Below are 23,831 nucleotides of genomic sequence, written 5' to 3'. Positions count from 1 at the left end.
AGGGGTAAAAAGCTATCCCCATCTCTCAGGGCACTAGTCGGAAAACCGCATGCGGGCCGGCGTCATCCATAACTGATAATGACTTTCTCAAAGGAGAGCTATCAATGAGTATTCGTCCGTTACATGATCGTGTGATCGTCAAACGTAAAGAAGTTGAAACCAAGTCTGCTGGCGGCATCGTTCTGACCGGTTCTGCAGCAGCCAAATCAACGCGTGGCGAAATCATCGCTGTCGGTAAGGGCCGCATCCTGGAAAACGGAACTGTGCAGCCGCTGGACGTTAAAGTTGGTGACATCGTAATTTTCAACGATGGCTACGGCGTGAAATCCGAGAAGATCGACAATGAAGAAGTGTTGATCATGTCCGAGAGCGACATTCTGGCAATTGTTGAAGCGTAATTTACGCACGAGAATTTGAGGAAATAAGAACATGGCAGCTAAAGACGTAAAATTCGGTAACGACGCTCGTGTAAAAATGCTCCGCGGCGTAAACGTACTGGCAGATGCAGTTAAAGTGACCCTGGGCCCGAAAGGCCGTAACGTAGTGCTGGATAAATCCTTCGGCGCGCCAACCATCACCAAAGATGGTGTTTCCGTTGCACGTGAAATCGAGCTGGAAGACAAGTTCGAAAACATGGGCGCGCAGATGGTGAAAGAAGTTGCCTCTAAAGCGAACGACGCTGCAGGCGACGGTACCACCACCGCGACCGTACTGGCGCAGGCTATCATCACTGAAGGCCTGAAAGCCGTTGCTGCGGGCATGAACCCAATGGATCTGAAACGTGGTATCGACAAAGCTGTCGCATCCGCTGTTGAAGAACTGAAAGCGCTGTCCGTACCGTGCTCTGACTCTAAAGCCATTGCTCAGGTTGGTACTATCTCCGCTAACTCCGACGAAACCGTAGGTAAACTGATCGCTGAAGCGATGGATAAAGTCGGTAAAGAAGGCGTGATCACCGTTGAAGACGGTACCGGTCTGGAAGACGAACTGGACGTGGTTGAAGGTATGCAGTTCGACCGCGGTTACCTGTCCCCATACTTCATCAACAAGCCAGAAACTGGCGCTGTTGAGCTGGAAAGCCCGTTCATCCTGCTGGCTGACAAGAAAATCTCCAACATCCGTGAAATGCTGCCAGTGCTGGAAGCCGTTGCGAAAGCAGGCAAGCCGCTGGTTATCATCGCTGAAGATGTTGAAGGCGAAGCGCTGGCGACCCTGGTGGTTAACACCATGCGTGGCATCGTGAAAGTGGCTGCGGTTAAAGCACCTGGCTTCGGCGATCGCCGTAAAGCAATGCTGCAGGATATCGCTACCCTGACCGGTGGTACCGTGATCTCCGAAGAGATCGGTATGGAGCTGGAAAAAGCGACCCTGGAAGACCTGGGCCAGGCGAAACGCGTTGTGATCAACAAAGACACCACCACCATCATCGACGGTGTGGGTGAAGAAGCCGCTATTCAGGGCCGTGTTGGTCAGATCCGTAAGCAGATCGAAGAAGCCACTTCCGATTACGACCGTGAAAAACTGCAGGAGCGCGTAGCGAAACTGGCTGGCGGCGTTGCGGTAATCAAAGTGGGTGCGGCGACCGAAGTTGAAATGAAAGAGAAGAAAGCACGCGTTGACGATGCCCTGCACGCGACCCGTGCTGCGGTAGAAGAAGGCGTAGTTGCTGGTGGTGGTGTTGCGCTGGTGCGTGTAGCCGCTAAGCTGGCTGGCCTGACCGCTCAGAACGAAGACCAGAACGTGGGTATCAAAGTTGCGCTGCGTGCAATGGAAGCTCCTCTGCGTCAGATCGTGTCCAACGCCGGTGAAGAGCCGTCTGTGGTTGCGAACAACGTGAAAGCGGGCGAAGGTAACTACGGTTACAACGCGGCAACTGAAGAATACGGCAATATGATCGACTTCGGTATCCTGGACCCAACTAAAGTGACCCGTTCTGCTCTGCAGTACGCGGCATCTGTAGCTGGCCTGATGATCACGACCGAGTGCATGGTAACCGACCTGCCAAAAGGCGACGCGCCTGACTTAGGTGCTGCTGGTATGGGCGGCATGGGTGGAATGGGCGGCATGATGTAATTATGTTGTTCTGAACCTCTCAGAACGAACCCCGGGCAGAAATGTCCGGGGTTTTTTATTGCTGCTACTCAAATGTTCCCTTCACGCATGCTGCGCCTTCGCACACCATCTGGCGGCCTTTCGCCCAGACCTCGCGGATCTTCAGGTCATCCGTCAGCACCAGGAAATCGGCATCGCATCCGGGCGCGAGCCGCCCCTTATGCTCCAGCCCGAGAAACTCCGCTACGTTACGCGTAAACGGCAGAAGCGCCTCCTCCAGCGGCAGGTGATACCGGCTGACCAGTTGCTGCAGCGTCTGAGGCAGAGATTCGAACCCGGCTACGCCAATGCCCACCAGATTACCGTTCGCGTCAAAATTCGGTTGGCTGCCGTTACCGTCCGAGCTGAGCGTAAGCCGGTTAAACGGCACCTGCGATTCACGGGCCGTCGCGATGGCGGTGGCGGCATCAATGGGCTCACGAATGCTGGTGGTGATGTCGATATAGCCCCCATCACGGGCATAATCCAGCGCGGCGAGGAACAGCGCCTGGTCGCGGTTAACGTGGGTTGGCAGCAGCTTCGTGCGTGGCACGTCGGCGTTTTTCAGGATGTTAAGCAGTGGCTCCAGCAGCTTCGGGCTGTTGCCGAGATGAAACACGGATATGCCCGCTTTGGCGCCCAGCAGCCCGCCGACGCGCGACTGGGCGGCCATATTCGCGAGCTGGTCATCCGCTGGTGCGGAAGAGCGATGGTCGGAAATCGCGCATTTCACGCCGATGATTTTATCAATCAGCGCCACATCCTTTTCGATGCTGCCGGTAATCGTCGGAGAAGGCAGCCCATACGCGCCTGTCAGCATCCACGCGCTGATCCCTTCATGCTCAAGCGCCCGCGTTTTTGCCAGCAGAGATTCGGGATGGCGGGTCACGCCGTCGGTACCCAGCAGGCCAACAACGGAGGTGATGCCCGCCGCCACCAGCGCGGACAACCGTACCTCCGGCGTCCGGGTGTGCGGACCGGCTTCACCGCCGCCGCCGATCAGGTGTACGTGCTGATCGATAAAGCCCGGGCAAACCACCGCCCCGGCGAGATCGGTTTCAGGACAGTTAAGCCGCATTGCTGCGCGATCCGTTTTTTCAATCGCGACGATTTTTCCCCCGGCGATCAGCAGATCGCAACGTCCCTGATCCTCCGGCGCGTAAAGGTGCACATTGCGGAAAAGATGGGGTTCCAGCACTGAAAAATCCATTTTTATCTCCTCAGAAGAGTAGCTGCATTACCCACATTGAGAGCAGGGCGTTAATGACGCAGACGGTAATGATGTGTGGATAATACTTCGGGTTAACGCCTGCGGTGCCCAGGCAGCGGCCGGTGTTTTGCACCGGATTGCCCATCAGATAGATGGCGGGCAGCAGAACGGTGGCATCGTGGCCGTTGAGCGTGCCGGCAGCCACCAGGCTGGCGCAAACCCCCACGCCGCCGCCCATACTCATCACCGAGGCCAGCAGGACCGTTGCCGCCGCGCCCGGAAGCCCCCACAGGGCCATAATTGGCTCGCAAATATTGCCAACAATATCCAGCAGGCCGGTCACCTTGAGCGCCTGAATGATGACAAACGCCATAACCACGTTCGGCAGCAGGCTGGTGGTGGCGATGGTAAAGCCTCGGCGGGCGCCATCGATAAACATGTCCATGATATTTTTACGCGGCTGGGCGATCATTTTTTTCCTCCTGAATACGACGGTCTTCCATGTGAGCGATCCACAGACGCAGGAGGTTCGCGCCAACAAATTTAAACATCAGTATGACGGCCAGCGGCGTGATTACCGGGACGGTAATAAACGTGAAGAGTGCGGCGCCGGAAGAAAAATAGTTGGTAATGATGGCGCTACCGCTGGTCTGGAAGGTGGCGAAAATGGCGCGCTCGCGATCGGTAATAGCCCCTTCGTCGGTCAACTCTTTGGTCATCCCTGCTGCGGCATCGGTATTTTGCAGGTTGGCGATGAGGGCCAGAGAGCAGACGCCCGGTACGCCAAGCAGTGGGCGCAAAATGGGCGTCATCAGCTGTTGCGCGGCACGCAGCCCGCCCAGCCCCTCGGTGACGGCAATGATCCCGAGCGATAAAATGACCGAAGGCGCCAGTTCAAGGGCAAATAAGAAACCGTCTTTCGCCCCCGTGCCGCCCTCACCGCGAAACGTTAGCGCGCCGTTCACTGGACCGAAGCTGCCGTTTAGGACGGTAAAATCCAGCACGCGCCACCATTCGGTACTTTTGGCGAAAAAGCCTGAGAAAAATACGATGGTGAGCACAAACGCCAGATAGCCCACCCATGTTACCTTTTCCTCTCCTGAGGATGATGCACTCATGAAACCCCCTGTTTTAATCGCGTACAAAAGTTGTACGTCGCAACACTAAAAACGATCGAGGGCTAAAACACGATATCCCAAAGGGCATTATCAGAATTCATTTAAGATGTCGGAGGAGTGATGTACGGAATCCGGCTCGCAGAAATGCGCGGGGATTTTTCTTTTAGTCATCTTTTAGGTATAAGATTTACACACGGACAATTACTGTCCAGCTTATTGAAAACGAGGAATAACATGCGCGTAAAAGTCTGTGCAGGGATCGTAGGAGCAGCGTTGCTGCTGGCGGGTTGTAGCTCCAGCAATGAACTGTCGGCAGCGGGCCAGGGCGTTCGCTTTGTGGAAGATAAGCCAGGCAGCGAATGCCAGCTGTTAGGCACGGCCACCGGTGAACAAAGTAACTGGATGTCGGGTCAGCATGGTGAAGAAGGTGGCTCTATGCGCGGCGCGGCGAATGCCCTGCGTAACCAGGCTGCTGCAATGGGGGGGAACGTGATTTACGGCGTGAGCAGCCCGACGCAAGGAATGCTCTCCAGCTTCGTGCCAACGGCCAGCCAGATGAGCGGCCAGGTCTATAAGTGCCCGAACTGAGTTTACTTGCTGATGGCGCTGCGCCCCACCTCGTAGGGCAGGTAAGCGTAGCGCCACCTGCCTTTTAGCGCTGCCGCAGTTGCAAATCCAGCGGCGTCTTACTCGGCTCTCCGCCAATCTCGCGTGCCAGCTTCGGCACCATATAACCTGAAACCAGCGTTAACAGCTCGCGCATAATCTGTCGGGCTTCTTCATCCGTCACCATGAAATGCGCCGCGCCCTGCACGCGATCCAGTACGTGCAGGTAATAGGGCATCACGCCTGCGTCAAACAAGGCATTGCTGAGATCGGCCAGCACCCGGGCGCTGTCGTTCACACCGCGCAACAATACGCTCTGGTTGAGCAGCGTCACGCCCGCCTTACGCAGACGCGCCATTGCCGCGCGAAATTCATCGTCGATCTCGTTCGCGTGGTTGATATGGTTTACCAGCAGCACCTGTAGACGTGACTGCTCCAGGCGCGTGACCAGGGCGTCGGTTATACGCGCCGGGATGACGATCGGTAAACGGCTGTGAATGCGCAGACGCTTAATGTGCGGGATGGCTTCAAGCTGCGTCAAAAGCCAGTCCAGTTCATGATCTTTTGCCATCAGCGGGTCACCGCCGGAAAAAATAATCTCATCCAGCTCTGGATGGGCGGCGATATAGTCCAGCGCAACCTGCCAGTTGCGCTTATTTCCCTGGTTTTCGGCATACGGGAAGTGCCGACGGAAGCAGTAACGACAATTTACCGCACAGCCGCCTTTTACCAGCAGCAGGGCGCGATTGAGATATTTGTGCAGTAAACCCGGCACCACGCTGTTTTGCTCTTCCAGCGGATCGGTGCTGTAGCCCGGCGCTGTAATAAACTCATCCTGCGACGTAAGGGTTTGTTTTAATAAAGGATCGTCAGGGTTGCCTTTTTCCATGCGCGCAACAAACGCGCGGGGAACACGCAGGGCGAAAAGTCGCTTTGCCTCACGGCCAGCAAGCAACTCCGGGTGCTGATCGAGGTCTAAAAGACGCAGCAATTCATCAGGACTGGTGATTACATCGGCAAGTTGCGATAACCAATCTTCTCTGGATGGGGTGTTTAGGGTTACAATATGCGCCATTTTGTGGCTTAGCTACCAGTTAACAAATTTAGAGGGCCTTATGGCAACGTACTATAGCAACGATTTTCGTGCTGGTCTTAAAATCATGATGGACGGCGAACCGTACGCGGTTGAAGCCAGCGAATTCGTTAAACCAGGTAAAGGCCAGGCATTCGCACGCGTTAAGCTGCGCCGCCTGCTGACCGGTACCCGTGTTGAGAAAACCTTCAAATCTACTGACTCCGCTGAAGGCGCTGATGTTGTCGATATGAACCTGACTTACCTGTACAACGACGGTGAGTTCTGGCACTTCATGAACAACGAAACCTTCGAGCAGCTGTCTGCTGATGCGAAAGCGATTGGCGATAACGCGAAGTGGCTGCTGGATCAGGCTGAGTGCATCGTGACCCTGTGGAACGGCCAGCCTATCGCCGTTACCCCACCAAACTTTGTTGAGCTGGAAATCGTTGAAACCGATCCAGGTCTGAAAGGTGACACCGCGGGTACTGGCGGCAAGCCAGCAACGCTCTCCACCGGCGCTGTGGTGAAAGTACCGCTGTTCGTACAGATCGGTGAAGTGATCAAAGTGGATACTCGCTCCGGCGAATACGTATCCCGCGTGAAGTAATTTACGTCATGATTCGAGGCGCAGCGCCCGCTGCGCCTGATTTTTGCAGGCAGGGATGATGAAACGTACCGTTAAAATTCTGCTTCTGTTAGCGCTCTCCAGCGTACTGCTTTCCGGCTGTAACACCGCCCGTGGCATGGGGGAAGATATCCAGGACCTCGGTCATATCATTTCTCACGCAGCCAGCTAAGTCCGTCTAATTTTCCTAAAATTGCTTCCTTTTCCGTCAATCGGCGGGATCTTGTCTATTCTTAAGTTGCTATACACAAAACAACTTTGGCTATAAAAGGAAGATATTATGGTTAAGAAAACAATTGCAGCGATCTTTTCTGTCCTCGTGCTTTCCTCCGTGTTGACTGCATGTAATACCACCCGCGGCGTAGGGGAAGATATCTCCGACGGTGGTAACGCGATTTCTGGTGCAGCAACTAAAGCTCAGAACTAATGAAGCATGGACGGTACGGCATGTGAGTTTCACCGTACCGTCAATTCTCTGCTTCCTGCAGGGATAAAAACGGTGAAAAGCGTGTATCCATATGCAGCTTCATGCGGATATTGCGTTTATAGGTATAAACCGTTTTTCCGTTAATGCTCAGGTGAGCGGCTATCTTTTGGTTGCTCGCGCCGTCCATCCATAACGTCAACACTTTCTCCTCCTGTCGTGTCAGCAAGGGGGCGGCCACCGTCGGGCGGTACGTGCTTGCGCGCGAAATTAACGCGTCATTGATAACCGTCGCGATTTCCTCAAGAGGGGCATTTTTCATTAGCGAAGACCAGACCGGGAAGTTCCCGAGCCAGGTCGCCAGGTCCTTGTCCTCTCCCGATTGCAGCATAATAAAAGGTAATTTTTCGCTGGCGTTCAGCAAGGAAGAGAGTTGCTGGAAATGGTGAATATCCTGCCTGAAACCATGCAGGTCAGCGATGACCAGCTCAGGTTTCCATTGCAGAATGTGCTCCCTGGCGAGGAATAGATTGTTCAGCCCGGTCACAACGTAGTGCCCCGGGAACAAACCGGAATGATTGAGCCATGCTTCAAACCCGGTGCGGGTGAAGTGACAACGGTCAATCAAAAGAATCTTGAACATATTTTATTCGCAGTCGGCTAGTGGTTTGGCTTCCTGCCATCAGAAAGCACATCATCATAGAGAAGTCCGATGAGCTATAAATGCCTGAACTCCGCGCCATACTGCGGCTATTTCTGGGCTTAACGCGTTCATCAGAAAATGATTGAAAAAAAATCGCACGCTAACCAAAATATGGGGTGTTATCTGCCTTGCGGGACGACCCGTAAGCGCTTCCTTCATCGGGGACGGCCCCAACTGTTTTTAAGTTAAGGAGCCCGAGATGTCCTGGATTATTCTCTTTATTGCTGGTCTGCTCGAAGTGGTATGGGCGATTGGTCTCAAGTACACCCACGGATTTACCCGCCTGACGCCCAGCGTTATTACCGTTACGGCGATGATCGTGAGCATTGTTCTGCTATCGTGGGCAATGCGTTCTCTGCCCGTGGGAACGGCCTATGCCGTCTGGACGGGGATCGGTGCCGTAGGCGCGGCGATTACCGGCATTCTGCTGCTGGGTGAGTCAGCGAGCCTGGCGCGCATCGCCAGCCTCGCTCTGATTGTTGCCGGTATCATTGGGCTGAAGCTCAGTACCCATTAACGGGGCTGTTTTACCCAAATAAGTTTCGACACATCAAACCCCTGTCGGGTCGCGACGTCCAGCATCTGCTGTTTCATTTCTGACGAAATAGTTGGCGTGCGGGAAAGTATCCACAGATAGTCGCGATCCGGCCCGCAGACCAGCGCGTGACGGTACTCTCTGTCGAGCGCTATCACGTTATAGCCGCCATAAAACGGGCCGAAGAAAGAAACTTTGAGCGCGGCCCGTCGCGGGTCGCCAGTGAAGTAGGCTTTCCCGACCGACTGCTGCCACATCTCACGATCGGGATTATAGCCTCGGTTGATCACCTGAATACCGCCATCATCCATTGGGCTGTAATTAGCAGTAACCTTCTCTAAGCCCTGCTCAAACCGATGGTCGAGGCGCGCGATTTCATACCATGTTCCAAGGAAGCGTTGTGCATCAAAAGGCGTGACGACGGTAACGCCAGGAGGTGGGGTAGGGGAACTGCAGGCCACCACTAAAAACGCGGCTGTCACCGCGGCGATAACAGGCAAAATGCGCATAGGAGTTTCCTTACTGTTTTTTGTTAAGTGTAGATGACGGCAAGGAAAATGTGGTTTTTGTGCGGTGTGTTTCGCCGGGTAAGCGCAGCGCTACCCGGCAATGTTTTACTGCAGCGCGTCGAGGATACGGTATGCCGCCTCAACTCGCGCCGGGTTCGGATAGCTTTTATTCGCCAGCATCACAATGCCGAGCTGCTTTTCAGGAATAAAGGCCACGTAGCTGCCAAACCCGCCGGTGGAGCCCGTTTTGTGCACCCATGAGGCCTTAACCGGGGGAACGGGTGGATTCACTTCTCTCGCAGGCAACGGTGCCAGCGCCACCTTGTTATCACTGCCTCCGACGACGGTTTTGGCATCGACCGGCCAGTTAAGCATCTCCCAACCTAACCCCTGATACATGGCACCCACGCGCCAGTAGCGAGACTGCGCCAGCGTAATGCCTTGCTTCAGGGACGTATCCTGCAGTGCGTCAGGGGCCATATTGGCCATCACCCAGCTCGCCATATCCTGCACGTTGGTTTTCACGCCATATGCCTCTGCCTCCAGCATGCCCGGTGAAACGTGGACCGCTTTACCGTCACGATATCCCCAGGCGTAATGCGTCTCCTCCGCTTTCGGAACGTTAATCCAGGTATGATCCAGCTTGAGCGGCTTAAAGACCCGCGTCGTCATGGCCTGCTCATAGCTCATGCCGGAAGGTTTGACCGCCAGCGCGCCAAAAAGACCGATGCTGGAGTTGGCGTAAAGACGCGTTGTGCCCGGCTTCCACTGAGGCTGCCAGTTTTGATAGAAGCGCAGCAGGGAAGCGTTATCTGTGACCTCATCGGGCACCTGTAAAGGCAGGCCACCGGCGGTGTAGGTTGCCAGATCCAGCATGCGAATCCCTTGCCACTGCTTGCCGGTCAGATCAGGCCAATATTTGGTTACCGGATCGCCCAGCGAAATTTCGCCGCGGGCAATAGCATCGCCCCCCAGCACGCCGGTGAAGGTTTTACTTATAGAGCCCAGCTCGAACAGGGTTTGCGGGGTGACGGGTTTGTTCGCCGCGATATCGGCCTTTCCAAAGGTAAAGTAGTGTGGCTGGCCCTGATAAATCACGGCCACCGCCATGCCTGGAATACCCTGCGCTTTCATCAGGGGCGTAACGTTGCGTTCTACCACGTCAGCCAGCTGTTTTTCCGACATCGGCGCGGCGAGTACAGAGCAGGATGTGCTGAGCAGCAGGGCGCAGCAAAGGAATTTTTTCATCATCAATTATCTTCCATAATAGCAGGTCAAGGGAGTGTCCGGGCCCGGCAGACCGCTGTAGTCTGTTGGATTTGACTATGGCTGACAAACGGTTAAATTTAGCATGAGCTGTTAATTTTTCTAACGGATGGAGCAATGACCCGCAGCTATCTTCCGCTTAATTCGCTTCGCGCCTTCGAAGCGGCCGCCCGGCACCTCAGTTTTACGCATGCCGCGATAGAGCTGAACGTCACTCATTCCGCCATCAGCCAGCACGTTAAGGCGCTGGAGCAGCATCTGAATTGCCAGCTGTTTGTCCGCGTCTCGCGCGGCCTGATGCTGACAACCGAGGGGGAAAATCTGCTGCCGGTGCTGAATGATTCATTCGATCGTATCGCCGGAATGCTGGATCGCTTTGCCAGCCAGCGCGCTCAGGAGAAGCTAAAAATTGGCGTAGTAGGGACTTTCGCCACGGGTATCCTGTTCTCTCAGCTCGCGGACTTTCGCCGCTGTTATCCGCATATCGATCTTCACCTTTCCACCCATAACAACCGCGTCGATCCGGCTGCTGAAGGGCTTGATTATACGATCCGCTACGGCGGTGGTGCGTGGCACGGCACCGAGGCGCAGTTCCTGTGCCCTGCGCCTCTGGCGCCGCTTTGCTCGCCCGAAATCGCCGCCGTGCTCCAGTCTCCGGCCGACATCCTGAAGTTTACCCTGCTGCGCTCTTACCGACGCGACGAATGGTCGGCGTGGATGCAGGCGGCAGGCGAGCATCCTCCGTCGCCAACGCACCGGGTGATGGTGTTTGATTCTTCTGTCACCATGCTGGAAGCCGCACAGGCAGGTATGGGCATTGCCATTGCGCCTGTCGATATGTTTACCCATTTGCTGAACAGCGAGCGCATCGTGCAGCCGTTTACAACGCAAATTGATCTGGGCAGTTACTGGTTAACGAGACTGCAGTCGCGGGCTGAAACGTCCGCAATGCGTGAATTTGCCCAGTGGCTGGTGGGAAAGATGCAGAAATAAAAGGCCCGCCGGATGGCGGGCCAGAAGCGTCAGATAGTGACCACGGCAATCAGCGTCACCACGGTCAGGATGGTTGCCAGCCCGTAGAACACCCATTTACCGCTCGGCACATGGATTTTCAGGTCATGCATCGCATGGTGAATGCGGTGCAGGCCGCACCACAGCGGCAGGACGATCATCAGGAAGATGAACACGCGGCCAATAAAGCTGCTCGCAAACGCCAGCACGCGCTCGTAGCTCAGCGCATCGCCCGGGAACAGCCCCAGCGGCAGCATAATGCCGACCAGCAAGATGATCACCGGGGCGATGATGGCACTCCACATGCCGCCTGCGCCAAACAGGCCCCAGAAGACCGGCTCGTCTGAACGTTTTGGATTTGGATTGATCACAGTAGTCTCCTTACCAGAACAGTGCGACAAACAGAATGACAACCGTGACCAGGATCGTCACTGCCCATAGCCCTTTAATGACTGGCTCCGGCCCCATTTTTTCGTCTTTAATGATGATATTTGCCGCTTTTGGCGCCAGTTCAAACCAGGTTTTGGTATGAAGTAGCGCCGCCGCGAGCGCGATCAGGTTCAGAACCACGATGATTGGGTTTTGCAGGAAACCGACAAAGTTCGCCCAGGTTTCCGGCCCGTGTTTAAGGGCAAAAACGCCATACATTAACTCAAGGCTGAACCAGACCGCCGGTACCGCCGTGCCTTCACGCAGCATATAGAAGCGATAAAACGGCAGGTTTTTCCACCAGGTGGACGGCACAGGCCGCACGTAGGCTTTGCGTTTAGTCGTCATCATGCACTCCTTAGCGTGGTTTCAGGGTAGCGATAAGAAAGTCTTTCGAGCTTTCCACTTTACCCTGCTGAATTGCGGCGGCCGGGTCGACGTGCTTCGGACAGACTTCGGAGCAGTAGCCCACAAACGTACAGGTCCAGACGCCGTTCTGGCCGTTTAGCTGCGCCATACGTTCTTTTTTGCCGTGGTCGCGGCTGTCTTCGTTATAGCGGTGCGCCAGGGTAATGGCGGCCGGGCCGATGAACTCCGGGTTCAGGCCAAACTGAGGACAGGCGGCGTAACACAGGCCGCAGTTGATGCAGCCGGAGAATTGATGGTATTTCGCCATCTGCGCCGGCGTCTGGGTGTTAGGACCCTGGTCCGGCGTGCGCGGGTTGCCGATGATGTACGGCTTAATCGCTTCCAGGCTTTCGATAAAGTGGGTCATATCGACCACCAGATCGCGCTCAATCGGGAAGTTGCCCAGCGCTTCAACCTTAATGCCTTTGGTGTAGTCACGCAGGAAGGTTTTACAGGCCAGCTTCGGCACCTTGTTGACCATCATGCCGCAGGAGCCGCAGATCGCCATGCGGCAGGACCAGCGGTAGCTCAGGTCCGGCGCCAGGTTGTCTTTGATATAGCCGAGCGCATCCAGGAGGGAGGTTTGCTCGTCATAAGGCACTTCGTAGAAAGCGCTGTGGGGGGCGGTATCCACTTCCGGATTGTAGCGCACCACTTCAACTTTCAATTTTTGCATCTCAGCCATTCGCCTTCTCCTTCTTCTCGGCGGCTTCTGCTTCTGCGCCATACACGCGTTTCGCTGGTGGCAGCGTGGTGATTTTCACGTCGCTGTAGTCCAGACGCGTGGTGCCATCCGCATCGCGCCAGGCGAGAGTGTGTTTCAGGAAATTGACGTCGTCACGTTCGGTGCAGCCTTCGTCCAGACGCTGGTGGGCGCCGCGAGACTCTTTACGCGCCAGCGCAGAGTGCGCCATACATTCCGCGACGTTCAGGCCGTGGCCAAGCTCAATGGTATAGAGCAGGTCAGTGTTGAAGACGCTGGAGGTATCGGTGATGCGCACGCGCTTGAAGCGCTCCTGAAGCTCCGCCAGCTTGTCGACGGTTTTCTGCATCAGTTCCGGCGTACGGTAGATACCGCAGCCTTCTTCCATCGACAGGCCCATCTCGTCGCGGATCTTCGACCAGTTCTCGTTGCCTTCCTGGTTCACCAGATCCTTCAGGCGTTTTTCAACGTCTGTGACCTGCGCATCCAGCGCCGCACCGTTTGCTTCGCCTGCGGTCGCCGCACGCTCCATGGCGCGCTCGCCCGCCATGCGGCCAAAGACGACCAGCTCTGCCAGCGAGTTAGAGCCCAGACGGTTGGCGCCGTGCAGGCCGACGGAGGAACACTCGCCCACGGCGAACAGCCCTTTAATGCGGGTTTCACACTGCTGGTCGGTTTCAATCCCGCCCATGGTGTAGTGCGCGGTTGGGCGTACCGGTATCGGCTCTTTCACCGGGTCGACGCCCACGTAGGCTTTTGCCAGTTCGCAGATAAACGGCAGACGCTCCAGCAGTTTCTTCTCGCCCAGGTGACGCAGGTCGAGATAGACCACGTCGCCGCGCGGCGTTGAGATGGTGTTGCCCTTGCGCCACTCGTGCCAGAAGGCCTGAGAAACTTTGTCGCGCGGGCCGAGCTCCATGTATTTGTTCTTCGGCTCGCCGAGCGGGGTTTCCGGGCCCATGCCGTAATCCTGCAGATAACGGTAGCCGTTTTTGTTGACCAGAATACCGCCTTCACCGCGGCAGCCTTCCGTCATCAAAATGCCGGAGCCCGGCAGGCCGGTTGGGTGATACTGCACAAACTCCATATCGCGCAGCGGCACGCCGTGGCTCAGCGCCATGCCCATCCCGTCGCCGGTGACGATGCCGCCGTTGGTGTTGTAGCGATAGACGCGACCCGCACCGCCCGTTGCCATCACCACCGCATTGGCGCGGATCTGGACGAGCGTGCCTTCCATCATATTCATCGCCACCAGGCCACGTGCATGACCGTCGTCGACCAGAATGTCGAGGACAAAATGTTCATCGAAGCGCTGAATTTGTGGGAACTGAAGGGAGGTCTGGAAGAGGGTGTGCAGCATGTGGAAGCCGGTCTTATCGGCGGCGAACCAGGTGCGTTCGATTTTCATGCCACCGAAGCGGCGGACGTTAACGCTGCCGTCCGGGCGGCGGCTCCACGGACATCCCCACTGTTCAAGCTGGGTCATTTCCGTGGGGCAATGGTGAACAAAGTAGTCAACGACATCCTGCTCGCAAAGCCAGTCGCCCCCTGCAACCGTGTCGTGGAAATGGTATTCGAAGCTGTCATGATCCTGCGCGACGGCGGCGGATCCTCCTTCTGCTGCCACCGTGTGGCTGCGCATCGGATAGACTTTTGAAATCAATGCGATTTTAGCATTCGGGGTGGCTTGTGCCGCAGCAATTGCAGCGCGTAATCCAGCCCCGCCAGCGCCTATTACGGCAAGATCGGCTTGAAAAGTTTGCACGACATTCCTCCAGATTTTTGTTTTCCCGCAATGCGATGAACTAAAGGAAGTTCACCTGCCCGAACGGGCGATTGCGGAAGCGATTCCACTGCTCCTTTATGGGTATAACAGTATAACCGCGTAGTTGTGAGGGAAATTTGACGTGTTCGATTTTTTTGCTGTTCTGTGCGGTGATTTATCATCGTGATTGATGAATTGCATCACAAAATAATCCACATAAATGAAATACGCGTTTTTACTGCGCAAAATTTGTCTCTGCCACTGCTAACGAGTAGACTTCGTGCCCTTGTCTGAAATCGGAGAAAAACTCATGAGCGAAACGGCCACCTGGCAGCCGAGCGCATCCATCCCAAATCTGTTAAAACGCGCCGCAATTATGACGGAGATCCGCCGTTTCTTTGCCGACCGCGGCGTCCTGGAGGTGGAAACCCCGTGCATGAGTCAGGCAACGGTAACGGATATTCATCTGGTCCCGTTTGAAACCCGTTTTGTTGGCCCAGGCCACTCCCAGGGCATGAATCTGTATCTGATGACCAGCCCGGAATACCACATGAAGCGCCTGCTGGCGGCGGGGTGTGGTCCGGTGTATCAGCTGTGCCGCAGCTTCCGTAATGAAGAGATGGGGCGTCACCACAACCCGGAATTCACCATGCTGGAGTGGTACCGCCCGCACTATGATATGTACCGCCTGATGAATGAGGTGGACGATCTGCTGCAGCAGGTACTGGACTGCTCAGAAGCCGAAACGCTCTCCTATCAGCAGGCCTTCCAGCGCCATCTGGAAATCGATCCGCTGTCGGCGGACAAAGCTCAGCTGCGTGAAGTGGCGGCAAAACTGGATCTGAGCAACGTGGCGGATACCGAAGAGGATCGCGACACGCTGCTGCAGCTGCTGTTCACCTTCGGCGTGGAACCGCAGATTGGCAAAGATCGCCCGACGTTTGTCTATCACTTCCCGGCAAGCCAGGCGTCTCTGGCGCAGATCAGCACCGAAGACCACCGCGTGGCGGAACGTTTTGAGGTCTATTACAAAGGTATTGAGCTGGCGAACGGCTTCCACGAACTGACCGACGCGCGCGAGCAGGCGCAACGTTTCGAACAGGATAACCGCAAACGCGCCGCGCGCGGTCTGCCGCAGCAGCCGATCGATACCAACCTGCTGGAAGCGTTAAAGGCGGGTCTGCCAGATTGCTCCGGCGTGGCGCTGGGCGTAGACCGTCTGGTGATGCTGGCGCTGGGCGCCGAGCAGCTGGGCGATGTGATTGCCTTTACGGTCGATCGCGCCTAAAGCATGGCCGGGTGGCGCTGTCGCTTACCCGGCATATAGTATCTGTGGCAATATTCCTTTCCATTTCTTCTCCGCAACATTAAAAACTGCCATTTTCTCTGTACACGGGTCTTTTTCTTAAATTGCCTCGTATAGCCACAATATTAGTCTGGTCATCTGCTACCATCCGCGCAGTTTAATTCCTCTTCGGATGGTTATATGTCCCAGTCACTCAAAAAGATGACCCTCACCGGGCTCATTCTGATGATTTTTACGTCAGTTTTTGGCTTTGCCAACAGCCCGTCGGCTTTCTATCTGATGGGCTACAGCGCGACGCCGTTTTATATCGTTTCTGCTCTGTTCTTCTTTATCCCGTTTGCGCTGATGATGGCGGAGATGGGCTCGGCTTACCGGAAAGAAGAGGGCGGTATCTATTCATGGATGAACAACAGCATCGGCCCGCGCTACGCGTTTATCGGCACGTTTATGTGGTTCTCCTCCTACGTCGTCTGGATGGTCAGCACGGCGGCCAAAGTCTGGGTGCCGTTCTCCACGTTTCTTTTCGGCGCGGATAAAACGCAGGTCTGGTCTTTAGCCGGGCTGAGCTCCACGCAGGTGGTCGGGATTCTGGCGGTGTGCTGGATGGTGGTGGTGACGCTGGTGGCGTCAAAAGGCATCAACAAAATTGCCCGTATCACCGCCGTTGGCGGTATTTCCGTGATGTGCCTGAACCTGGTGCTGCTGCTGGTGAGTATTGCCATTCTGTGCCTGAACGGCGGACACTTCGCGCAGGAGGTGAACTTCGTTTCATCGCCTAATCCGGGCTATCAGTCCGGGCTGGCCATGCTCTCCTTCGTGGTATTTGCCATTTTTGCCTACGGCGGTATTGAAGCGGTAGGTGGGCTGGTCGATAAGACCGAGAACCCGGAAAAAAACTTTGCCAAAGGGATTATTTTTGCCGCCATCGTGATTTCCATCGGCTATTCGCTGGCGATTTTCCTCTGGGGCGTTAGCACTAACTGGCAGCAGGTGTTGAGTAACAATACCACTAACCTCGGGAACATCACCTACGTGCTGATGAAAAGCCTGGGTATGACGCTGGGTAACGCCATGCACCTGACGCCGGAAGCATCGGCCACCCTGGGGATCTGGTTTGCGCGCATTACCGGCCTGTCGATGTTCCTTGCCTATACCGGCGCGTTCTTCACGCTAATCTATTCGCCGCTGAAAGCAATCATCCAGGGTACGCCAAAGGCGCTGTGGCCGGCACGCATGACGCAGCTCAATACCGCAGGCATGCCTGCCAACGCCATGTGGATGCAGTGTCTGCTGGTGTGCGTGTTCATTCTGCTGGTGTCATTTGGCGGTGATACCGCGTCTGCGTTCTATAACAAGCTGACCCTGATGGCGAACGTGTCGATGACGTTGCCGTACCTGTTCCTGACGCTGGCGTTCCCGTTCTTTAAGGCGAAGCGGGATCTTGAGCGTCCGTTTGTGATCTTCAAAACCCGCGCGGCAACGCTGCTGGCGACCACGGTGGTGGTGCTGGTCGTGGCGTTTGCCAACATCTTTACCGTTATTCAGCCCGTGGTTGAGGCGAACGACTGGAACAGCGCGCTGTGGATGGTCGGTGGGCCAGTCTTCTTCTCGCTGCTGGCGATGGGGATTTATGAGAATTACCGCCGGCGCTCAATGGCGTACGTCACGGAAGTGGCGTAGCGGTAAAATGCCCCTCCCGAAAGGGAGGGGAGAACGATTACAGACTTCCCGCCGGGCGCGATCTTGCCGCCGACGTGAGCGTTTTACCCATCTTGCGTCCGTCCATGCTTTCCAGACGCATCTGGAACGGTGGGAACGGCATATCAATACCATGCTCGCGGAAGCCCGCCAGAATCAGCTGGTGGATCTCATGGCGCAGCGGCATGCGGTGTCCCATTTCGGCGGCGTAGATACGCAACTCGAAAATCTGGATCCCCTGCTGTAGATCAACCAGGAATACTTCCGGCGCAGGGTTATCGAGCACCAGCGTACAGCGTTCAGCGGCGGTGTAGAGGATCTGCGTGACCTCTTCACTGTTGGCATCCGACGGTGCCGGTACCGTCAGCACCACGCGCGTAACGGAGTCCGACAGGGACCAGTTGATAAACTGCTCGGTAATAAATGCCTTGTTCGGCACGATGATCTCTTTACGGTCCCAGTCGCTGATCGTGGTGGCGCGGGTGTTGATCTTCGTTACGCTCCCGGTCAGATCGCGGATCGTCACCGTATCGCCAATGCGAATCGGCTTTTCAAACAGGATGATCAGGCCGGATACAAAGTTAGCGAAAATCTCCTGCATGCCAAAGCCAAGGCCAAACGTCAGCGCGGCCACCAGCCACTGCAGTTTAGACCACTCAATACCAATCATTGAGAACCCGACCATTCCACCAAACAGCAGTATCAGGTATTTCGTAATGGTCGTAATGGCGTATCCCGTGCCGGGGGTTAAATCCAGATGCTGCAGCAGCGCCAGCTCCAGCAGTGCCGGGAAGTTACGCACCAGCTGGGTGGTGATGATCAGCACCAGAATCGCAATCAGCACCGCGCCTAAGGTGATCGGCTCCAGGCTTTCAACGCCCTGCACCGTGGACGTCACGTCCCACAGAGAGATGTTCTCCAGGAAGCCAAACGCGGAATGAATTTCCGACCACAGGAAGATCACCGACAGAAGGGCAATCAGCATCAGGAGGGAGCGCACCAGGCGCAGAGACTGGGTACTGATGGCATCCAGATCCAGTTCGACCTCGTCCGCATCCATCGTGCCTTCCGTGCTGTTGACATGGGTTGGTTCTTCCTCGCCACGGGCACGCTGAGCGAGGATCTCTGCCCGGCGATGCTTGGCGCGGTCAAAGGCCAGACGGCGGCGCTGGATCAGCATCCCGCGACGGATCACGTGATACACCACCAGCAGCAGGAACCAGATCGCCACCGACGTTTCCAGTCGCGCCAGCAGCGCCTGCGAGGTTGCCAGGTAACCTACCGCCGCTGCCAGCATCGCAATCAGAGGAGCGCTCAGCAGCAGGTTCCAGAGCAGCCGGTTGAACATGTTGTCGCCGCTGCCGGATTTATCCAGATAGAGCGGTATCCCCGCGCGTTTCAGGCTGAGCGTGACGATGGCCAGCGCGCCGCAGATCAGCATAAAGCAGAGGCGGCCCAGCGAGCCTGAGAATTCCCGGTCGTTGAGATTATCAAACATGATCAGCGCCATTATCAGCGGCACAATCAGCCCGATGCTCATCAGGTAATAGCGCATGGCGCGCGCCACGCGGTTACGAGGCCAGCCAAAGTGGGCGATGAACAGGCCGTTAGGCCGCGCGAACGTCGCGCAAATCATCACCACCCACAGCAACGGTACCGTGGCGGTGACACCATCGCCAATGGCGACCGCGAGCGGATAGGGCCAGGCTTCCCGAAGGCCATAGCCAAGCGTCATCCACAGCACCGGTAGCGGAGAGGCGACGAGAATCGACCAGAACACGGTGCGCAGCGTCAGCCAGAAGTGATCCTGAGTGACTTTCCCCACCCGCGCGCTGGAACGCTCCAGGAAGCGGGTGAAATGTCTGCGCGAATAAATGCTGAAGCCCACCAGAACCAACGCGCCAAGCAGCGGGAAAATCGTCTCTTTACTGGTCAGCATCATCACGCTGGCCTGTCCGAGCTGGCTAAAGGTGTCGAGCGAAATCAGGCGGCGCAGATCCTGAACAATCTCAATTGGCCACGAGAAGGTCATTGGACGTACGTCGGATGTCCAGAAGAGATAACGGTGCGTAGCCTCGTTCACCTCTTTCAGCGCGTCTTCCAGCTGGCTGTTAGAGACCTTGAGTTTAGTCAGTTCCAGAATCAGCGTATCCCCGCCCTGCAGCAGGGAGTTCAGCAGTTCGCGCTGGGTGCGCAGCTGGGCTTCCAGAATACGGTTTTGCTCGCTGGTCAGAGGTTGTCCGTCAGCCTGACGGATCTGGCGTATTTGCGGCTGCTTATTGAGAAGATCTTCAAAGTGCAGTCGCTGCACGCGCAGCTGGGCCATCTCGGTATCCAGCTGCTGCGGTTTCGGCATTTCCGGCAGGCGCGCGACCTGGGCGCGTAACGCTTCGCCCAGCAGGTTTGATGACCCGAGCCACTGGGACTGCTCGCGCAGGGTGTTGAGCGCCTGGCGCACCTGCAGGGTTTGATTCGTCGCCTGACGCTGCTGGGAGGCAACCAGATCCATACGCTGCGCCTGCTGATTCAGGGCGGCAGAAAGCTCGCGGTTGACCTTAAACTGATCGACGATACCTTCCGGCAGATTGGCGCTGTTTTCCGCCAGCAGCTCGGTGCTTTCAAGCGCTCGCTCGGCTTCGCGCTGGCGCTGGCTGTTAAGCAAATTACGCAGGGCCTGAAGGTACGCATCCAGCTGCTCGCTCTGCTTCTGAGCGAGTTCAGAGCGCATCCGCGCCAGCTCCTGGCGGTTGTTGGCGGAAAGCTGCGCCAGCTCCAGCTCATCCACAAGGGCCTTCAGACGGGCAGATTCCGCCTGCAGACCCAGATTTTGCGCCTGAGCCTGCGGCGTGTTGCCGCTTTGCGTACCCACGCGGCGCTCAACGTCGTTAAGCTGGCGGCGGGCGTCGGTTTGCTGCTGCGGAAGCTGGCTGAGGGAGTCGGCAATTTCACGCGCTCGCTCCTGCTCCTGCTGAGCCTGGCGGCTCTTTTCCAGGAGCTGGCTGCTGACCTGCAGGATTTCCTGGTTCAGGGCGTCGGTGGTCATGCCTTCCGGCACTTCGCGCGGCTCATCGCGCAGATTAGCGAGTTGCGCGCGCAGCGTTTGCGAGAGTTTAGGGAAGTTGTCGATAACCTGCTGATACTGCTGAGCGCGCTCAAGCGAGCCTTTCCGCTCTTCAAGCGCGTTCAGTGCGGACTGGAGTGACTCAACGGTCTCTGGCTGAGCGGGTTTAGCCGCTTTCGCCTGCTCCAGCTCCTGGGTTATCTGTTTGGCGTCGGGGGCTGTCGCTGCGTACGCCCCCATGCTGAGGCACCAGGCCATCAGTAGAACGATAATCGGGCGCACGTCAGCGATCCTTCTGTTGTTAGCCTTCGTCTTTTTTGTCGTCAACCAGCGGGCTGGCGTCGTGCTCGGCGTCGATCTCTTCTTGCGGCAGCGGAGCAGGTTCTGCATCCGGCGTCACGAAGGTTTCGGTAGAGACCGCCAGCGGCTGACCCAGTTTGGTGACCGACAGGCTTTCGAGCTGCTCAGCCAGCTTCACTTTGCCCGGCGCAAACAGGTTGATGACGGTAGAGCCCAGCTTGAAGCGACCCATTTCCTGGCCTTTCAGCAGGGCGACAGAGCCTTCTTCTTCACCGGCAGGCCACGTCCAGCGCTTGATCACGCCTTCACGCGGCGGGGTAATGGTGCCAGCCCAGACGGTTTCGATGCTGCCGACAATGGTCGCGCCCACCAGAATCTGCGCCATAGGGCCGAATTCAGTATCGAACAGGCAGATGACACGTTCGTTACGGGCAAACAGGTTCGGTACGTTTTGCGCGGTCAGGTGGTTCACGGAGAACAGATCGCCCGGCACGTAGATCATCTCACGCAGGATACCGTTACACGGCATGTGTACGCGGTGGTAGTCGCGCGGTGACAGATAGGTGGTGGCAAAGGTGCCGTTGCGGAACAGGTCCGCCATCAGGTAATTGCCCGCCAGCAGCGCTTCCAGGCTGTAGTTATGGCCCTTCGCCTGCAGGATTTTGTCGTCTTCGATGTTACCCAACTGGCTGATCACGCCGTCTGCTGGCATCACCAGGACGTTAGGGTCGGTGTTCAGCGGGCGCACTTCGTCGCGCAGCGGGCGCACGAAAAACTCGTTGAACGTGCGGTAGCTGGCGGTGTCCGGCTTCTGCGCTTCTTTCATGTCGACCTTGTAATACTTAACGAAAAGGTCGATGACCAGTTTGGTCAGCCAGCCCGCGCGTTTGCTTGCGCCCCAGCCCGCCAGGCGAGTGAGCCACAGTTTTGGCAGAATGTATTGAAGCGAAAGTTTAAATGCGTTTAACAAGGTAGCCTCCAGGCCATTGTTTTGTCGTTCCTGATCCGGCAGTAAGCCGCCGGAACCTGAAAAAAGGGGACGATTTTAGCGATGCTTAGCTTAGTTGTCAGTTATCAGAATCAGAAAAGTTTTTACGCGTTTTTACCTGATCCATGCTCTCAAGAATGCGGTGGTAATTCTCGAAGCGGGTCTCCGCGATTTCACCTTTCTCAACCGCTTCGCGGATAGCGCAGCCTGGATCGTTATCGTGTTTGCAGTCGCGGTATTTGCAAGCGCCTAAATAATCATGGAATTCGACAAATCCATTAAAGATTTGTTCCGGCTCAAGATGCCATAAACCGAATTCACGCACGCCCGGTGAGTCGATCACATCGCCGCCGTGAGGGAAATGATAGAGACGTGAGGCGGTGGTGGTATGCTGGCCGAGGCCCGAGACGTCAGACACATCGTTAGTGAGGATCTCCTGCTGGAGGCCGAGAAGGTTGTTTAGCAGGCTCGATTTCCCTACGCCGGACTGACCCGCAAAGATGCTGATGCGATCGGTAAGCGCCTCTTCCAGCGGTTTCAGTCCGTCTTTGGTGTAGCTGGACACCATCAGAACGCGGTAGCCAATCTTGCGGTAGATATCCATCTGCTCATTAACGAAAGCCATGCCTTCGTCATCCAGCAGATCGATTTTGTTCAGCACGATAATCGGTTCAACCTGCAGCGTTTCACAGGCGACAAGGTATCGGTCGATAATATTGAGCGAAAGTTCGGGCAAAATCGCCGATACGATGACAATCTGGTTAATGTTGGCGGCAATCGGCTTCACCCCGTCGTAAAAATCGGGACGGGTTAACACGGACGTACGCTCATGGACCGCTTCAACGATACCTTTTACCGTAACGCCCTCTGCCGCCTCTTTACCCGGTCGCCAGACGACGCGGTCGCCGGTCACCAGAGAACGAATGGTCCGGCGAATGTTACAGCGGTGGATTTCGCCATCGGCGGATTCCACGTCGGCGTGCATACCGAAACGGCTGATAACTACGCCTTCCGTTGGTTCGCCAAACAGGTTGTCGTCGTAATCGACCTTCTCCGAAGTGGTTTTAAGACGGCGCTGATGATTGGCATTCACGCGGCGCTGCTGCCCTTTGGAGAGTTTATTTTTACTCAATCGCACTGGCTCCTGGTCGCCCGTAAGGGGCAAAACCTCTATGATACACTCTAATTAATACTAGTTAACCTGCTACTGCCGGTTATGCGAGAAGGGTGGAAAATAACATGAGCGCGGATGAAAACAACCTGATTTGGATCGATCTCGAAATGACCGGGCTGGATCCCGAGCGCGATCGCATTATTGAGATTGCAACTCTGGTGACCGATGCCAACCTGAATATCCTTGCCGAAGGGCCAACGATTGCGGTGCATCAGTCCGACGACCAGCTTGCGCTGATGGATGAGTGGAACGTGCGTACCCACACCGGCAGCGGTCTTGTCGAGCGCGTGAAGGCGAGCACGCTGGGCGATCGCGAAGCGGAACTGGCGACGCTCGAATTTCTGAAGCAGTGGGTACCAGCGGGTAAATCGCCGATCTGCGGGAACAGCATCGGTCAGGATCGCCGTTTCCTCTTCAAGTACATGCCGGAGCTGGAGTCTTACTTCCATTACCGCTATCTGGACGTGAGCACCCTGAAAGAGCTGGCGCGGCGCTGGAAACCTGAAATTCTGGACGGCTTTAAAAAACAGGGTACGCACCAGGCGATGGACGATATCCGCGAGTCCGTGGCGGAACTCGCGTACTACCGCGAAAACTTTATTAAGCTGTGATTTTGAGATCCGGCACCTTGCGTGGCCGGGTTTTTGTCGTTAAATTGTTCAGCTTGCCGATTAAATAAGCACTTGAACTGAATTTCGAAAAAATCACTTTAAGGGGGGTTGCAGCTAAAAGGATTTCTCGTATAATGCGCCTCCCGTAACGACAGAGAATTACACGTTACGACAGCAACAAAAGCAGTACAGATTTGCGGGAATAGCTCAGTTGG

Annotated in this window: 25 protein-coding genes; 11 read left to right on the top strand and 14 right to left on the bottom strand. The window is 56.1% G+C overall.

Features of this window, described 5'->3' with window-relative positions; translation table 11 throughout:
* Positions 1-104: 104 nt before the first annotated feature.
* Together IM265_RS07505 and groL are read left to right on the top strand one after the other, a co-directional pair.
* Positions 105-398: a co-chaperone GroES gene (locus IM265_RS07505; RefSeq protein WP_003855929.1), complete on the top strand. Its 294-nt coding sequence runs from the start codon at positions 105-107 to the stop codon at positions 396-398.
* A gap of 31 nt (positions 399-429) precedes the next feature.
* A complete protein-coding gene (groL, locus tag IM265_RS07500; protein WP_023310114.1) occupies positions 430-2,073 on the top strand; it encodes a chaperonin GroEL in 1,644 nt (547 codons plus the stop codon).
* A gap of 64 nt (positions 2,074-2,137) precedes the next feature.
* Here the strand turns inward: groL and iadA are convergent, their stop codons facing one another.
* Genes iadA through IM265_RS07485 form a run of 3 tightly spaced genes read right to left on the bottom strand, consistent with a single transcriptional unit; the run spans position 2,138 to position 4,419 of the window.
* The gene (iadA, locus tag IM265_RS07495; protein ID WP_193030059.1) at positions 2,138-3,301 is read right to left on the bottom strand and encodes a beta-aspartyl-peptidase; all 1,164 of its coding nucleotides are present in this window, start codon (positions 3,299-3,301) and stop codon (positions 2,138-2,140) included.
* Between the two features lie 10 nt (positions 3,302-3,311).
* On the bottom strand, positions 3,312-3,773 hold the full coding sequence (locus IM265_RS07490; protein ID WP_028015231.1) for a YjiG family protein: 462 nt from the start codon (positions 3,771-3,773) through the stop codon (positions 3,312-3,314).
* Positions 3,754-4,419 carry a nucleoside recognition domain-containing protein gene (locus IM265_RS07485; RefSeq protein ID WP_045261285.1) on the bottom strand — a complete coding sequence of 222 codons (666 nt, stop codon included), beginning with the start codon at positions 4,417-4,419 and terminating at the stop codon, positions 3,754-3,756. The genes IM265_RS07490 and IM265_RS07485 overlap by 20 nt, the downstream gene beginning before the upstream one ends.
* A 234-nt stretch (positions 4,420-4,653) precedes the next feature.
* Here IM265_RS07485 and IM265_RS07480 point away from each other — a divergent pair, with 234 nt between their 5' ends.
* Entirely contained in the window at positions 4,654-5,007 is a 354-nt protein-coding gene (locus tag IM265_RS07480; protein WP_014882205.1) for a DUF4156 domain-containing protein, read from the top strand.
* 64 nt (positions 5,008-5,071) lie between these two features.
* Here the strand turns inward: IM265_RS07480 and epmB are convergent, their stop codons facing one another.
* A complete protein-coding gene (gene epmB, locus IM265_RS07475; protein WP_028015233.1) occupies positions 5,072-6,100 on the bottom strand; it encodes an EF-P beta-lysylation protein EpmB in 1,029 nt (342 codons plus the stop codon).
* A gap of 40 nt (positions 6,101-6,140) precedes the next feature.
* On the opposite strand from epmB, the gene efp reads away from it, so the two are divergent.
* The 3 genes from efp (at position 6,141) to ecnB (ending at position 7,152) form a co-directional block, all read left to right on the top strand.
* Positions 6,141-6,707, top strand: coding sequence for an elongation factor P (gene efp / locus IM265_RS07470; RefSeq protein WP_003855940.1), 567 nt, complete (start codon positions 6,141-6,143; stop codon positions 6,705-6,707).
* A gap of 58 nt (positions 6,708-6,765) precedes the next feature.
* On the top strand, positions 6,766-6,897 hold the full coding sequence (locus IM265_RS07465; RefSeq protein WP_028015234.1) for an entericidin A/B family lipoprotein: 132 nt from the start codon (positions 6,766-6,768) through the stop codon (positions 6,895-6,897).
* Positions 6,898-7,005: 108 nt separating this feature from the next.
* On the top strand, positions 7,006-7,152 hold the full coding sequence (ecnB, locus tag IM265_RS07460) for a lipoprotein toxin entericidin B (protein WP_003855942.1): 147 nt from the start codon (positions 7,006-7,008) through the stop codon (positions 7,150-7,152).
* 40 nt (positions 7,153-7,192) lie between these two features.
* On the opposite strand, the gene IM265_RS07455 is transcribed toward ecnB, so the two are convergent.
* On the bottom strand, positions 7,193-7,792 hold the full coding sequence (locus tag IM265_RS07455) for a LuxR C-terminal-related transcriptional regulator (protein ID WP_041911497.1): 600 nt from the start codon (positions 7,790-7,792) through the stop codon (positions 7,193-7,195).
* A 259-nt stretch (positions 7,793-8,051) separates the two neighbouring features.
* Between IM265_RS07455 and sugE the strand changes: the two genes are divergently transcribed.
* Positions 8,052-8,369 carry a quaternary ammonium compound efflux SMR transporter SugE gene (gene sugE / locus IM265_RS07450; protein WP_006178944.1) on the top strand — a complete coding sequence of 106 codons (318 nt, stop codon included), beginning with the start codon at positions 8,052-8,054 and terminating at the stop codon, positions 8,367-8,369.
* Here sugE and IM265_RS07445 read toward each other — a convergent pair.
* A complete protein-coding gene (locus tag IM265_RS07445; protein ID WP_028015236.1) occupies positions 8,366-8,896 on the bottom strand; it encodes a lipocalin family protein in 531 nt (176 codons plus the stop codon). The genes sugE and IM265_RS07445 overlap by 4 nt on opposite strands.
* 105 nt (positions 8,897-9,001) lie before the next feature.
* On the bottom strand, positions 9,002-10,147 hold the full coding sequence (blaACT, locus tag IM265_RS07440; RefSeq protein WP_193030061.1) for an ACT family cephalosporin-hydrolyzing class C beta-lactamase: 1,146 nt from the start codon (positions 10,145-10,147) through the stop codon (positions 9,002-9,004).
* A 132-nt stretch (positions 10,148-10,279) separates the two neighbouring features.
* On the opposite strand from blaACT, the gene ampR reads away from it, so the two are divergent.
* The gene (gene ampR / locus IM265_RS07435; RefSeq protein WP_060573542.1) at positions 10,280-11,155 is read left to right on the top strand and encodes a LysR family transcriptional regulator AmpR; all 876 of its coding nucleotides are present in this window, start codon (positions 10,280-10,282) and stop codon (positions 11,153-11,155) included.
* A gap of 29 nt (positions 11,156-11,184) precedes the next feature.
* Here ampR and frdD read toward each other — a convergent pair whose 3' ends face one another.
* From frdD to frdA, 4 genes are read right to left on the bottom strand one after another with little or no spacing between them, the layout of a single operon-like run.
* Complete coding sequence (frdD, locus tag IM265_RS07430) at positions 11,185-11,544, bottom strand: fumarate reductase subunit FrdD (protein ID WP_000609653.1); 360 nt, start codon at positions 11,542-11,544, stop codon at positions 11,185-11,187.
* Between the two features lie 10 nt (positions 11,545-11,554).
* Complete coding sequence (gene frdC, locus IM265_RS07425; protein WP_028015239.1) at positions 11,555-11,950, bottom strand: fumarate reductase subunit FrdC; 396 nt, start codon at positions 11,948-11,950, stop codon at positions 11,555-11,557.
* Between the two features lie 10 nt (positions 11,951-11,960).
* A complete protein-coding gene (locus IM265_RS07420; RefSeq protein WP_041911494.1) occupies positions 11,961-12,695 on the bottom strand; it encodes a succinate dehydrogenase/fumarate reductase iron-sulfur subunit in 735 nt (244 codons plus the stop codon).
* Entirely contained in the window at positions 12,688-14,478 is a 1,791-nt protein-coding gene (frdA, locus tag IM265_RS07415; protein ID WP_193030063.1) for a fumarate reductase (quinol) flavoprotein subunit, read from the bottom strand. Before frdA ends, IM265_RS07420 begins: the two co-directional genes overlap by 8 nt.
* 310 nt (positions 14,479-14,788) lie before the next feature.
* Here frdA and epmA point away from each other — a divergent pair, with 310 nt between their 5' ends.
* Together epmA and yjeM are read left to right on the top strand one after the other, a co-directional pair.
* Entirely contained in the window at positions 14,789-15,766 is a 978-nt protein-coding gene (epmA, locus tag IM265_RS07410; protein WP_045261279.1) for an elongation factor P--(R)-beta-lysine ligase, read from the top strand.
* Between the two features lie 198 nt (positions 15,767-15,964).
* Positions 15,965-17,464 carry a glutamate/gamma-aminobutyrate family transporter YjeM gene (yjeM, locus tag IM265_RS07405; protein ID WP_045261278.1) on the top strand — a complete coding sequence of 500 codons (1,500 nt, stop codon included), beginning with the start codon at positions 15,965-15,967 and terminating at the stop codon, positions 17,462-17,464.
* 37 nt (positions 17,465-17,501) lie between these two features.
* Here the strand turns inward: yjeM and mscM are convergent, their stop codons facing one another.
* The 3 genes from mscM to rsgA all read right to left on the bottom strand — a co-directional run bounded on the left by mscM (position 17,502) and on the right by rsgA (position 22,963).
* Complete coding sequence (mscM, locus tag IM265_RS07400) at positions 17,502-20,825, bottom strand: miniconductance mechanosensitive channel MscM (RefSeq protein WP_028015244.1); 3,324 nt, start codon at positions 20,823-20,825, stop codon at positions 17,502-17,504.
* A 19-nt stretch (positions 20,826-20,844) separates the two neighbouring features.
* Positions 20,845-21,813, bottom strand: a complete 969-nt coding sequence (gene asd, locus IM265_RS07395) for an archaetidylserine decarboxylase (protein ID WP_028015245.1) — start codon at positions 21,811-21,813, stop codon at positions 20,845-20,847.
* Between the two features lie 97 nt (positions 21,814-21,910).
* Positions 21,911-22,963, bottom strand: a complete 1,053-nt coding sequence (gene rsgA / locus IM265_RS07390; RefSeq protein ID WP_032644955.1) for a small ribosomal subunit biogenesis GTPase RsgA — start codon at positions 22,961-22,963, stop codon at positions 21,911-21,913.
* Between the two features lie 107 nt (positions 22,964-23,070).
* On the opposite strand from rsgA, the gene orn reads away from it, so the two are divergent.
* Positions 23,071-23,616, top strand: coding sequence for an oligoribonuclease (gene orn, locus IM265_RS07385; RefSeq protein WP_028015247.1), 546 nt, complete (start codon positions 23,071-23,073; stop codon positions 23,614-23,616).
* The last annotated feature ends 215 nt before the right edge of the window (positions 23,617-23,831 follow it).

This window comes from Enterobacter cloacae complex sp. P17RS, from assembly GCF_014895885.1.
Lineage (GTDB): Bacteria > Pseudomonadota > Gammaproteobacteria > Enterobacterales > Enterobacteriaceae > Enterobacter > Enterobacter bugandensis.
This window is presented reverse-complemented; position numbering and strand designations above follow the sequence as displayed.